Source organism: Kitasatospora cinereorecta (assembly GCF_024172095.1).
Lineage (GTDB): Bacteria > Actinomycetota > Actinomycetes > Streptomycetales > Streptomycetaceae > Kitasatospora > Kitasatospora cinereorecta.
The window spans coordinates 1,321,599-1,334,616 of record NZ_JAMZDX010000001.1 but is presented as its reverse complement, the minus strand read 5'-3'; the positions used below and the strand labels follow the sequence as shown (position 1 = coordinate 1,334,616).

Annotated in this window: 8 protein-coding genes and 1 pseudogene; 5 read left to right on the top strand and 4 right to left on the bottom strand. The window is 72.4% G+C overall.

The genetic code is table 11. The annotated features are described in order from the left end of the window. Positions 1–156: 156 nt before the first annotated feature. The 4 genes and pseudogenes from FHR36_RS05885 (at position 157) to FHR36_RS05870 (ending at position 6,526) form a co-directional block, all read left to right on the top strand. Positions 157–1,350 (top strand): TerD family protein, encoded by a 1,194-nt coding sequence (locus tag FHR36_RS05885; protein ID WP_253794786.1) that lies wholly within the window; start codon positions 157–159, stop codon positions 1,348–1,350. A gap of 207 nt (positions 1,351–1,557) precedes the next feature. Further along, positions 1,558–2,280, top strand: a complete 723-nt coding sequence (locus FHR36_RS05880) for a WXG100-like domain-containing protein (RefSeq protein ID WP_253794331.1) — start codon at positions 1,558–1,560, stop codon at positions 2,278–2,280. A gap of 341 nt (positions 2,281–2,621) precedes the next feature. Further along, positions 2,622–6,002, top strand: a pseudogene (locus tag FHR36_RS05875) (RHS repeat-associated core domain-containing protein); the annotation flags it as partial. Positions 6,003–6,013: 11 nt separating this feature from the next. Further along, positions 6,014–6,526, top strand: coding sequence for a hypothetical protein (locus FHR36_RS05870; RefSeq protein WP_253794327.1), 513 nt, complete (start codon positions 6,014–6,016; stop codon positions 6,524–6,526). Between the two features lie 74 nt (positions 6,527–6,600). Here the strand turns inward: FHR36_RS05870 and FHR36_RS05865 are convergent, their stop codons facing one another. The 4 genes from FHR36_RS05865 to FHR36_RS05850 all read right to left on the bottom strand — a co-directional run bounded on the left by FHR36_RS05865 (position 6,601) and on the right by FHR36_RS05850 (position 11,220). Beyond that, positions 6,601–7,530, bottom strand: coding sequence for a proline dehydrogenase family protein (locus FHR36_RS05865; RefSeq protein WP_253794325.1), 930 nt, complete (start codon positions 7,528–7,530; stop codon positions 6,601–6,603). Between the two features lie 118 nt (positions 7,531–7,648). Beyond that, the gene (gene pruA, locus FHR36_RS05860; RefSeq protein WP_253794323.1) at positions 7,649–9,277 is read right to left on the bottom strand and encodes an L-glutamate gamma-semialdehyde dehydrogenase; all 1,629 of its coding nucleotides are present in this window, start codon (positions 9,275–9,277) and stop codon (positions 7,649–7,651) included. A 144-nt stretch (positions 9,278–9,421) separates the two neighbouring features. Then, complete coding sequence (locus tag FHR36_RS05855) at positions 9,422–10,627, bottom strand: FAD-dependent oxidoreductase (protein ID WP_253794321.1); 1,206 nt, start codon at positions 10,625–10,627, stop codon at positions 9,422–9,424. Continuing rightward, positions 10,624–11,220: a PadR family transcriptional regulator gene (locus tag FHR36_RS05850; protein WP_253794319.1), complete on the bottom strand. Its 597-nt coding sequence runs from the start codon at positions 11,218–11,220 to the stop codon at positions 10,624–10,626. Before FHR36_RS05850 ends, FHR36_RS05855 begins: the two co-directional genes overlap by 4 nt. Positions 11,221–11,353: 133 nt before the next feature. On the opposite strand from FHR36_RS05850, the gene FHR36_RS05845 reads away from it, so the two are divergent. Continuing rightward, the gene (locus FHR36_RS05845) at positions 11,354–12,964 is read left to right on the top strand and encodes a PucR family transcriptional regulator (RefSeq protein ID WP_253794317.1); all 1,611 of its coding nucleotides are present in this window, start codon (positions 11,354–11,356) and stop codon (positions 12,962–12,964) included. Positions 12,965–13,018: the final 54 nt, after the last annotated feature.

The window sequence follows — 13,018 nt, the reverse complement described above, 5'->3', positions numbered from 1 at the left end:
TTCCCAGCGCCACCGGGCCGGGCAAGCACTTCCGCTCGCGGCGTACCGTCAGGTCACTGCCGTTGCGGCACCCGGTTGGCTAGGGTGAGTGCGGCAGAGGCGGGCAGGCCGGGCGCGGGGCCCGGCAGGTCGAGGAGGAGCACGGTGACGACGGTCCTGACGCAGGGTGGAAATGCGCCGCTCGCGGCCTCGAGAGTGACGGTCGAGGTGACGGCGCCCAAGCGGCTGGACGTCTCCGGCCTGCTGCTGACCGACGCCGGCAAGGTGCGCTCCGACGCCGACTTCGTCTTCTTCAACGCCCCGAACGGCCCCGGGGTCACCCACCGGCCGGCCTCCGGCGGCACGCCGGACGCGATCACCGTGGACACCGCCGCCGTCCCCGGCGACATCAGCAAGATCGTGGTGACCGCCAGCCTGGACGACGCGTCCGCCACCTTCGCCGGCACCGAGCCCACCGCCACCGTCCGCGACGCCGACACCGGCCGCGAGCTGGTCACCTTCACCCCGCCCCGGCTCAGCCGGGAGACCGCGCTGGTGGTGGTCGAGGTCTACCGCCGCGGCAGCGAGTGGAAGGTCCGCGCGGTCGGCCAGGGCTACGCCAACGGGCTGGCCGGCATCGCCACCGACTTCGGCGTCACCGTGGAGGACGAGCCCGCCGCCACCCCCGCCACCCCCGCGGCCACCGCTCCCACCACTGCTCCCCCGGCCCCCGCAGCTCCCTCCGCCGCATCCGCCGGGCCGCCGCCGATGCCCTCCGCGCCGCCGGCGGTCGGCCGGATCACCCTGGACAAGGGCCGGGTCAACCTGGTCAAGGGCGGCTCCGTCTCGCTGGAGAAGAACGGCAAGCCCTTCCTCGCCTCGGTCCGGATGGGCCTCGGCTGGGAGCCGGCCGGCCGGGGCCGCAACATCGACCTGGACGCCTCGGTGATCGCCTTCGACGCCCAGCGCAACAAGGTCGAGACGGCCTGGTTCATGAAGCTGTCCATCTTCAACGGCGCGATCGTCCACTCGGGCGACAACCTCACCGGCGAGGGCGCCGGCGACGACGAGGCGATCACCGTCCACCTGGAGGGCGTCCCGGCCGAGGTCTGCGGCCTGGTCTTCGTGGTGAACTCCTTCTCCGGCCAGAAGTTCACCGACGTCAAGAACGCCTACTGCCGCCTGCTGGACGCCTCCAGCGGCGAGGAACTGGTCCGCTTCGACCTCACCCACGCCGAGGCGCGCACCGGCGTGGCGATGTGCAAGCTGGTCCGCCAGTTCTCCGGCGAGTGGGTGATGACCGCGATCGGCGAGTACGTGGACGCCAAGACCGCCCGCGCCATGGTGAAGCCGGCCGCCTCGATGCTCTGACCGGAACCGGGAACCGCACGTTACGTGCCCCGCTACCGTGCCACCGCTCCCCGCCCCGCGGCACGGCGGGACACGCTCGACCGACTCGCCGGGCCCGATCTCCAACTGGCCGCGAGGCAGTGATAATTGCGCCAAACGATGAGCCTCGGACACCGTCCTGCACTACGGTCTTGACCGCATCTGGTCACCGTCGGGGGAGGACGCGTCGTGGCAATAGAGCTGCCTGGCGAAGTGGTGTCGTTTCTGTCGTTCATCGGTATCAACTGGCCGACGGTGAACGAGGACAGCGTGCGGGAGTTCGCCTCGCACGTACGGGAGTTCGCACAGAACGTGGAGTCCGCGCACCAGGAGTCCACCGCAACGGTCCACCAGCTGGGCCAGGCGTACGAGGGAGCCTCCTACGAGGCACTGCTCGCCAAGTGGGCGTCGGTCTCCGAGCAGCACCTCACCCAACTGGTGCAGGCCTGCCACGTGGTGGCGGACGCGCTGGACGTCGCGGCCGACGTGATCGTGGCGATGAAGGTCGAGACGATAGGTGAACTCATCGGTCTGGCTGCGGCGTTCGTCGCCGATCAGGCCGCCGCGGTGGCCACCTTCGGCGCGGCCGAGGCCGCCGTCATCCTGATCGAGGAGACCGCGAAGCGCCTGATCAACTACCTGGAACAGCAACTGGAGCAGTACATCATCGCCCAGGTGGTCGAGGCCGCGATCGAACCGTTGATCGACACCGTGGCGAACGCCGTGTCCGGGCTGGTGTTCCAGGCGGCGGAGTCCGCGCTCGGGGTGAGCGGCGGCGGTGGCGGCACCGGTTTCCGGATCGACCCGGACGCCCTCGACGACCACGCCCGGATGATGCACGACCACGCCGAGACCGTCGCCGGTCACGCGCAGGCGTTCCAGTCCAAGATCGCCGGGGTGAGCTTCGAATGAGCAACCAGATCGTCAAGGCGCTCGAACACGGCGCCCAGAAGCTCGGCAAGACCCTGGCCGAGGACGCCGGCAAGGCCCTGAAGAGCTTCTACCGCAAGGCCGGCGACAACCTCAAGAAGGTCGCCCACAACACCCGCGAGGTCGAGGCCAAGCACGCCAAGGACCTCGAGAAGATCCTCAGCGGCCACGGCGGCAAGGGCGTCCCCCACCCCCGCGCCGGCTCCGGCGGCCACGGCCCGCGCGGCACCTCCCACCCCAAGGGCCGGGGCCGCGAGCAGGTCCACAGTCCTCGCACCGAGGGCCGTGCCCACGACACCCGCTGCGGCGGCGGCGAACCCGTCGACATGGCGACCGGGCGGATGTACATCGACCAGGTCGACGCCACTCTTCCCGGCTCCCTGCCGCTGGAGTTCACCCGCAGCTTCGACTCCGGCTACCTCGCCGGGCGGTGGATGGGCCCCAAGTGGGTGTGCACCTTCGACGAACGGCTGGAGATCGACGAGCAGGGCGTCGTCCACATCCGCCCGGACCGGATCACCCAGGCCTACCCCCACCCCGAACCCGGTGACCCGGTCCTCGCCTCCGCCGGATCCCGCCACGAACTCGACCTCGTCGACGGCCTGTACACCGTCACCGACCCGTCCACCGGCCTGGTCAAGGAGTTCACCCCGACCCCCGACGGCACCGAGGCCCTCCTCACCACGGTCCGCGACCGCCACGGTCGCCACTACACCCTCGCCCACGACGAGGACGGCGTCCCGCTCTCCATCACCCATTCCGGCGGCTATCAACTCCTGGTCACCGTCGACGCCGACCGCATCACCGCCCTGCGCCTCGCCCACGCCACCGACACCGGCGGCGACGCCCTCCTGCTGCGCTACGGCTACACCGACGGCCACCTCAGCTCCGTCTACAACTCCTCCGGCAAGCCCATGCGCTTCGCCAACGACAACAGCGGCCGCATCCTCTCCTGGACCGACCGCAACAACTCCCAGTACGCCTATACCTACGACGCCCTCGACCGCGTCACCGACGAAGGCGGCACCGACGGCGCCCTGCGCTTCCGCTTCACCTACGGCGACCCGGAGCCCGCCACCGGCCTCAGAACCCACACCGAGACCAACGCCCTCGGCCACACCACCACCTACACCGTCAACGACGACGCCCAGATCACCGCCATCACCGACCCCCTGGGCCACACCACCCACACCGAACGCGACGCGTACGACCGCCTCCTGGTCGAGACCGACCCTCTCGGCCGGACCACCAGCTACGCGTACGACGGCGCCGGCGACCTCGTGTCCGTCACTCGCCCGGACGGCCACCGCACCACCGCCACCTACGCCGACCGCCTCAGCCTCCCCGTCACCGTCGCCGAACCCGGCGGCGCCACCTGGCACCAGACCTACGACGACACCGGGCTGCGCACCGCCCTGACCGACCCCCTCGGCGCCACCACCACCTGGACGTACGACCACCGCGGCCACCCCACCACGGTGACCGACGCCCTCGGCCACACCACCACCATCCACTGCAACCCCGCCGGACTCCCCCTCGAGGTCACCGACCCCACCGGCGCCACCACCCGCTACACCTACGACGCCTTCGGCCGCACCAGTACCGTCACCGACCCGCTCGGCGCCGTCACCACCACCACCTGGACCGTCGAAGGCCACCCGGCCACCCGCACCGCCCCCGACGGCACCACCGAGAGCTGGACCCACGACGGCGAGGGCAACCTCCTCACCCACACCGACCAACTCGGGCAGACCACCACCTTCGAATACACCCACTTCGAACAGGTCGCGGCCCGCACCACGCCCGACGGCGCCCGGATCGGCTTCACGTACAACGCCCACATGCAGCTCGCTGCGGTCACCGACCCGCTCGGCCGGCAGTGGGAGTACGGCTACGACGCCGCCGGGCGGGTCGTGTCGGAGCGCGACTTCCACGGCCGCTCCCTCCGCTACGAGTTCGACGCGGCCGGCCAACTCGCCGCTCTCGTCGACCCGCTGGGCCAGCGGACCGGTTACGCGTACGACGCGCTCGGCCGGACGACGACGAAGGACGCGGCCGGATGCACCACCCACTACGCCTACGACACCGCCGGCCACCTCGTGCGGGCCGTGAACGACGACGCCGACGTCGCCCGGACCGTCGACGCGCTCGGCAACGTCCTCAGCGAAACGGTCAACGGCCGCACCCTGCACCAGACCTGGGACGCGCTGGGCCGGCGCACCCACCGCACCACCCCCGCCGGCCACACCGCTGCCTGGAGCTACGACCCGGCCGGGCGGCCGATCGGGCTCACCACGCCCGACGGCGCCCTGGGCTTCACGTACGACGCCGCCGGCCGCGAACTCCGGCGCTCCTACGGGGCCGGCCTGGCCCTCGACAGCGCGTGGGACGCCCGCAGCCGCCTCACCGCGCAGACCCTGCGGACCACGGGCGCCGCCCACAGTGACCTCCAACACCGCACCTACACCTACCGCCCCGACGGCAATGTGATCGGCATCGAGGACACGTTGGCCGGCCGACGCGACTTCCGGCTCGACGCGGTGGGACAGGTGACCTCGGTCGAGGCGGCCGGCTGGAGCGAGCGCTACGCCTACGACCCCGCCGGCAACCCGACCGAGGCCCACTGGCCGGCCACGGGGGCGACCGCGGCGGCCGTCGGCCCGCGGACCTATGCCGGGACGCAGCTCGTCGGCGCCGGCCGGATCCGCTACGAATACGACGCCGCCGGCCGCACCACCCTGCGGCAGGTCACGCGGCTCTCCCGCAAGCCCGACACATGGCAGTACACCTGGGACGCCGAGAACCGGCTGACCCACCTCACCACCCCCGACGGCGCCCGCTGGCACTACCGCTACGACCCGATGGGCCGCCGCGTCGCGAAGGAGCGGCTCGCACCCGACGGCACGCCGAGCGGCGAGCGGACCGACTTCACCTGGGACGGGTCCACCCTGGTCGAGCAGACCACCCGGGCCGCCTACCTGCCGGGGCCGCACACGCTCAGCTGGGACCACCGGGGGCTCCACCCGGTCGCCCAGAGCGAGACGATCGCGACCTCGTCGGCCGACGGCGAGCAGCAGCGGATCGACCGGCGGTTCTTCGCCATCGTCACCGACCTGGTCGGCAGTCCGACCGAGCTGGTGGACCCGGTCTCCGAAAGCATCGCCTGGCGGGCCACCCCCACCCTCTGGGGCAACACCACCTGGCCCAGCGAGAGCACCACCTACACCCCGCTGCGCTTCCCCGGCCAGTACTTCGACCCGGAAAGCCGGCTCCACTACAACGTCCACCGCTACTACGACCCGGAGACCGCCCGGTACACCTCGCCGGACCCGCTCGGGCTCGCCCCCGCGCCCAATCCGGACGGCTACGTCCACAACCCGCACACCTGGTCCGACCCGCTCGGCCTGTCGCCGCACGTCTCCCGGCAGAAGCAGGACCAGCACGTCCTCGGCACCAAGGAGTACCGGGAACGGATCGCCAATGGAACGCCGACCTCGGCGTTCGCCAACCGCGCCGAGGCGGACGCGTACGCCCAGCACGCGTGGGACAACGGCACGCCGGTCCCGGGACGTCCGAACGTCCGCGACCACGAGTACGGCCAACCGGTCGGCCGCGGACCCAACGGCGGTTGGCAGACCAAGGTCCGCGTCCACATGGACGGGGGCGGCAAGATCCACGGTCACCCCGCGGGTCGCGAGCACTAGGATCGGCGGTCATGGCAGCAGAGCGGCCCCGCCGCACCGAGTCACCCTGGCCGTGGAACGCCCGGCGCGAGCTCATGGCCCGCGTCCGGGACGCCTACGGCGATCCCGCCCGCCCGCAGCGGGCCTTCGCCCGCACCGTCGAGCGGACCCGGCCCTACGCACCGCTGGTCGCCGAACTCGCCGCGCTGGGCGAGCTGACCGACGACACGGACATCAACTGCGAGGTCTGCTTCAGCTACCTGCTGGAGGCCGACCCCGCGCTGGTCGTCCGGCTGTCGATGGTCGGGCCGTACGCCCTGCTCGGCCGGGCCCGCGCGGACGGCGGGCTGGACCTCGTCGGCCCGGACGCGGACGACTCCGGTCCCGTCGAGCCCGAGGTGCTGCGCCTGCTCGCGCGGCACGGCCTGAAGCTCCTCTCCCCGGCCCAACTCACCGACCCGGTCGACCTCGCACTGCCGGACGTCGGCCGCCCCACCGTCTACAGCGCACTCTTCGCCCCGGAGGAGGAGACCCCTCCCCGCTGAGCGGGAAACACCACGGGCCGCCGACGGAGCGCAGTCCGCCGGCGGCCCGGGTTTCACCCCTGCCCAGGGTGGTCTCAGCCGCGCGTGGCCATCGCGCGCAGGAAGAAGGTCAGGTTGGCCGGGCGCTCCGCGAGGCGGCGCATGAAGTACCCGTACCACTCCTGGCCGTATGGCAGATACACCCGCATGGTGTTGCCGGCCTCGGCGAGCCGCAGCTGCTCCTCGGGGCGGATGCCGAAGAGCATCTGGTACTCGAAGCTGTCGGTGTCGCGCTTGTTCCACTCGGCCAGCTGGCCGGCGATCTTGATCATGTTGGGGTCGTGCGAGGCCACCATCGGGTAGCCCTGACCGGCCATCAGGACCTTGAGCGCGCGGACGTAGGCGAGGTCGACGTCCTTCTTGCCCTGGAAGGCGACCGACTCGGGCTCCTTGTAGGCGCCCTTGCAGATGCGCACCCGGGAGCCCTCGGACGCGAAGTCCTTGCAGTCGGCCTCGGTGCGGCGCAGGTAGGCCTGGAGCACGACGCCGAGCCACGGGAAGTCGGCGCGCAGCTCGCGGGCGATCGACAGGGTGGAGTCGGTGGTGGTGTGGTCCTCCATGTCGAGGGTGACCGTGGTGCCCGCGTCGGCGGCGGCCTGGCAGATCCGGCGGGCGTTCTCCAGGGCGATCTTCTCGCCGTCCACCGGCAGGAACTGGCCGACGGCGGAGAGCTTGACCGAGACCTCGGCGCCGGAGGCCAGACCGGTCTCCTTGAGGGCGGCCAGCAGGTGCTCGTAGGCCAGGGCGGTCTCGGCGGCCTGGCCGGCGTCCTTGGTGTCCTCGCCGAGGTGGTCCAGGGTGACCGTACGGCCGGTGGCGACCAGCTGCTCGGTGGCCGCGACGGCCTGGTCGAGGCGCTCACCGGCGACGAAGCGGTCGACTATCGCGTGGGTGGGCGGGAACTTCTCGATCAGGGTCCGCGCCTGCGGGGAGCGGGACGCGGCGAGGAGGGCGGAACGGAGCATCGTTGACTCCTGGAGCGGGTCTTCAGGGGGTGGCTGAAGCTGGGGCGGCGTGGGTGGGTGGAGCGGGGGCGGCGGCGGGGGGTGGGCGCCGCCGCCCCGGGGCGGGCGTGACCGTCGGTCAGCCCATGTGCGGGTAGCGGTAGTCCGTCGGCGGGACGAAGGTCTCCTTGATGGAGCGGGTCGACGTCCAGCGCATCAGGTTCTGCTTGGCGCCGGCCTTGTCGTTGGTGCCGGAGGCGCGGCCGCCGCCGAACGGCTGCTGGCCGACGACGGCGCCGGTCGGCTTGTCGTTGATGTAGAAGTTGCCGGCGGCGTTGCGCAGCACGTGCATGGCGTGCTGGACGGCCTCGCGGTCGTTGGCGATGATCGAGCCGGTCAGGCCGTAGGCGGACACCGACTCCATCTGGGCCAGCATCTCGTCGTACTTGTCGTCCTGGTAGACGTGCACGGCGAGGATCGGGCCGAAGTACTCGTCCTTGAAGTACTCGGACGCCGGGTCCTCGCAGACCAGCACGGTCGGGCGGACGAAGTAGCCGACCGAGTCGTCGTAGCTGCCGCCGGCCAGGATCTCGACCTTCGGGTCGGCCTTGGCGCGGTCGATGGCGGCCTTGTTCTTGGCGAAGGAGCGCTCGTCGATGACGGCGCCCATGAAGTTGGCCAGGTCGGTGACGTCGCCCATGGTGAGCCACTCGACCTCGTCGCGGAACTCGTCCTTGAGCTCGGCCCAGAGCGAGGCCGGGACGTAGGCGCGGGAGAGGGCCGAGCACTTCTGGCCCTGGAACTCGAAGGCGCCGCGGGTCATCGCGGTCTTCAGCACGGCCTTGTCGGCGGACGCGTGGGCGACCAGGAAGTCCTTGCCGCCGGTCTCGCCGACGATCCGCGGGTAGGTGCGGTAGCCGGCGATGTTGGTGCCGACCTCGCGCCACAGGTGCTGGAAGGTGGCGGTGGAGCCGGTGAAGTGGATGCCGGCCAGGGCGGGGTGCTTGAGGGCGACCTCGGAGACGGCCAGGCCGTCGCCGGTGACCATGTTGATGACGCCCTTGGGCAGGCCGGCCTCCTCCAGCAGCTGCATCAGCAGGTGCGCGGAGAACTGCTGGGTGGGGGACGGCTTCCAGATCACCACGTTGCCCATCAGCGCCGGGGCGGTCGGCAGGTTGCCGGCGATGGCGGTGAAGTTGAACGGGGTGATGGCGTAGACGAAGCCCTCGAGCGGGCGGTGGTCGCTGCGGTTCCACACGCCGTCCGAGGAGACCGGCTGCTCGGCGATGATCTGCCGGGCGAAGTGCACGTTGAAGCGCAGGAAGTCGACCAGCTCGCAGGGGGTGTCGATCTCGGCCTGCTGGGCGGTCTTGGACTGGCCGAGCATGGTGGCGGCGGCCAGGGTCTCGCGCCAGGGGCCGGCCAGCAGGTCGGCGGCGCGCAGGAAGATGGCGGCGCGGGAGTCGAAGGAGAGCGCCTGCCAGGCCGGGGCGGCGGCCAGGGCAGCGTCGATGGCGTCGCGCGCGTCGTCCTGGGTGGCGTTGCGCAGCGTGCCGAGTCGAGCCGCGTGGTTGTGCGGCTGGACGACGTGGATCTCGGAGCCGCCGCCCATGCGGTGCTCCCCGTTGATCGTCATGGTCAGCTGGATCGGCTCCTGGCCGCCCAGCTCCTTCAGCTTCGCCTCCAGGCGGGCCCGTTCGGGGCTGCCGGGGGCGTAGCTGTGGACCGGCTCGTTCACCGGCGCGGGGACCTGGGTCACAGCATCCATGGCGCACGCTCTCCTTCTCGTCATGGGAAGCCGGACGAGGGTCACACGCCGGCCATGAAGAAACGTTATTCCCCATGGCCGGGCCGTCATGTTGGCCGCGCCGCCAAAGTCCCCCGAACACCGTTGTCCGCCCGGACGAAGGGGTCACGGCGCGGTCACGGGCGCCTCCCAGTCGATCCGGTGGCCGTGCACCGGGCCGAACATCTTCTCGGGCCGCAGGAAGGTGCGCAGCGCGATCGGGGCGACCAGCCGCATCGCGGTGCGGGCCACCGGTCCGGCCGCCTTCTCGTTGTTGGTCTTCTCGGCCTGGGCGATGATCCGCTCCACCCGGTCCCGGCGCAGGCCCTCGTACGCGGCGAAGGCGCTCGGCGCGTCGGGCAGGTCGCGCAGGCAGCGGGCGAGCTCCACGGCGCTCTCGATGGCCAGCGACGCGCCCTGGCCGGAGCTGGGGGACGGCGCGTGGGCGGCGTCGCCGACCAGCACCATCCGGTCGCGGTGCCAGTGGGCCACCTTCGGCATGATGTGCATCGAGCCGACGTTGACCAGGGTCTCCGGCCGGGCCAGGGCCAGCACCTGCTCGGCCGGGACGTCCCCGGCGTGCTGGTCGCGCAGCCGGGCCAGCCACTGCTCGGCGGAGGTCGCGGCGGCCTCGGCGGCGGTGAGCGTGGCCCGGTGCGGCAGGTTGCTGAACCAGGCGGTGCCGCCCTCGGGCACCGTCCACCAGCCGAAGAAGGCGCGCCGGCCGTTGGCGAAGTGCATCGCCGCGTGGTCGGGCCGCCCGGGTCCGGGGTGGTCGCTGTAGCCGCCCAGTCCGATCAGGCCGACGTTGCGCGGGGCCGGGGCGTCGGGGTCGATCAGGCCGCGCACCGCCGAGCGGACGCCGTCCGCGCCGATCAGCACGTCGGCGCTCGCGGTGCTGCCGTCGGCGAAGCGGGCGGTGACGCCGTCGATGCGTTCCTCGACGCCGACCAGCCGCCGGCCGTGGACCACCGGCACGCCCGCCTCGCGCAGCCGCTCCAGGAGCAGCCGGTAGAGGTCCGGGCGGCGCAGCGCCAGGCCCGGCGGCAGGCCGGGCACGCCGCCGAACTCGGCCATCCGCCGGCCGCGCGGGTCGTCGATCACCATCCGCCGGATCGGCTGGCCGACGGCGGCGACCTGCTCGTCCAGCCCGACGATCCGCAGCGCGGCCAGTCCGTTGGGCGCGACCATGAAGACGCCGCCGACGCCCTCGGCGCCGCTCTCGTACGCCTCGAACACGGTCGCTTCGATTCCCGCCCGGTGCAGGGCGAGGGCGGTGACCGGTCCGGCGATGCCGCCGCCGATCACCAGTGCGGTGCGTACTGCACTCATTCCCGACTCCTGAAGAACTCCTGCCAGGTACGGCTGTACTCCGGCTGCCTGAGTGACTCCACGAGACCCGTGACGAAGCGCTGCTCGGCCTCCAGCTGCCCGAGGCGGTACTCCTCCTCGATCAGGAAGATCCAGGCGACCCCGCTCTCCTTGGCCCCGCGCACGGTGGCGCGGATCTCCTCGGCGGTGGCGTCCAGCGCCGCGAGGCGCCGCTCCAGCAGCGCGGCCGCCTCGGCCGGCTCCAGGACGGCCAGCAGCGACAGCGCCACCCCGAACCGCGGGTACTCGTGCTGCGGTTCGGCGACCAGCTCGCGCATCCAGTCGTACAGCTCGGCCCGGCCCTCCTCGGTGAGGGCGTAGACGGTGCGCTCGGGCCGCTGGGTGTCCCGGACGGTCTCCTGCTCGGCGACGAAGCCGGCCTTCCGCAACTGCTCGACCACCATGTACAGCGAGCTGCGCGTGTACTTGATGTCGCGGTCCTTGCCGTGCTCCTGCAGCCGGCGGCCCATCTCGTACGGATGCATGGGCTCGGCCGAGAGCTCGGCCAGCACCGCCAGTGCCAGCGGGTTGGCCACCTTGCGCCGCTTCGCCACGAGAACCTTCTCTCTGTAGTCAGGATCGACTATCCGACTCCGAATAGTCGATGTCAACCATTCAGGAGGAACGCTGTCCGCCCGGCTAAAATCATGCCCAGGGCGTTGTCCGCCCGGATGAAGGAGGGCGCCGATGGCCACCGCCGGGCTGCCGCTGCGCCAGCTCCTGATGTCGCTCGGCGAACCCCTGGTCGAGCTCCAGGCCGCCCCCGCCGGGCTGGACGTCCCGGTCCGCGACGTGGCGATCCTCGACCCCGAGGACCCGCCGACCGCCGCCGCCGGCGAACTGGTCCTCGCCATCGGCGCCCGCGGCCGCGCCGCCCTCCCCGCCCTGCGCGCCGCCGGCCGCGCGGGCGCCGCCGCCGTCGCCGTGAAGCTCGACGGCCCCGGCCAGGCCGACGCCCTGCGCGAGGCCGCCACCGAGGCCGGGGTGGCCCTGCTCTCGGTGCGCCGGGAGACCCGCTGGGAACACCTGGACTCGCTCGCCCGCGCCATCCTGGCCGGCCCGGACGCCCCCGACACCACCGAACTGATGGCCGGCGACCTGTTCTCGCTCGCCCAGACCGTGGCCGTGCTCACCGGCGGCATCGTCTCGATCGAGGACACCTCCAGCCGCGTCCTCGCCTACTCCCGCTCGGCCGACTCCGACGAGGTGGACGACCTGCGCCGGCTGTCCATCCTCGGCTGGCAGGGCCCCGAACCGTACCTCTCCAAACTCCGCGAGTGGGGCGTCTTCCAGCACCTGCGCACCTCCGACAGCGTGATCGAGATCGACGCCCACCCCGAACTCGGCATCCGCCGCCGCCTCGCCATCGGCATCCGGGCCGGCGCCCAGCCGCTCGGCACCATCTGGGTCCAGGAGGGCTCCCAGCCGCTCGCGCCGCTCGCCGAACAGGCCCTGGTCGGCGCCGCCCGGGTGGCCGCCGCCAAGCTGGTCCGCCGGCGCCGCGAACTGTCCGCCGACGTCCGGCTGACCCAGACCCTGCTGACCGGCCTGCTGGAGGGCTCCACCGGCCCCCAGTCGCTCGCCACCCACCTCGGCCTCGACCTGCACCGCCCGGCCACCGTCCTGGCCTACACCGCCGCCACCGGCGTCGGCGCCGAGGGCCGCGACGTCGAACTCACCCGCGCCGAGGTCACCGGCCTGATCTCGGTCCACACCGCCGCCCGGCACCGCAGCGCCCTGCTCGCCCCGATCGACTCCCGGGTCTACGTCCTGCTCCCCGAACTCCCGCCCGGCCTGCCCCCCGCCACCCTGCGCAGCTGGGCCCACGAGGTGGTCGAGGCGGCCCGCGACCACCTCGGCGTCCCGCTGCGGGCGGCGATCGGCTCCACCGTCGACGGCCTCGCCGACGTCCCCGGATCCCGGGCGCAGGCGGACCGGATCCTGGACGCGATGGGCCGCGGCGGGGTGGTGCCGGACGTCGCCGCACTGATCGACGTCCAGGCGGACGTGCTGGTCAGCGAGGTCCTGGCGCTGCTCCAGGAGCGCCGCGAACTGCGCGACCCGCGGCTCTCCGCCCTCGCCGAGTACGACCGCCGGCACGGCACCCGGCTCGCCGAGTCGGTACTCGCCTGGCTCGACGCCCTCGGCGAGGTCCGGGTCGCCGCGGACGCGCTGCACATCCACCCCAACACCCTGCGGTACCGCGTCCGCCGCGCCGAACAGCTCACCGGCATCGACCTGGCACAGCCCCAACAGCGGCTGCTGACCATGCTCCAGCTGCGGCTGCCTCCCGAATGACAACTGGGGGCGCGGGGAACTGCGCGCAGCGGCAGGGCAGATGGTGCACCCGGC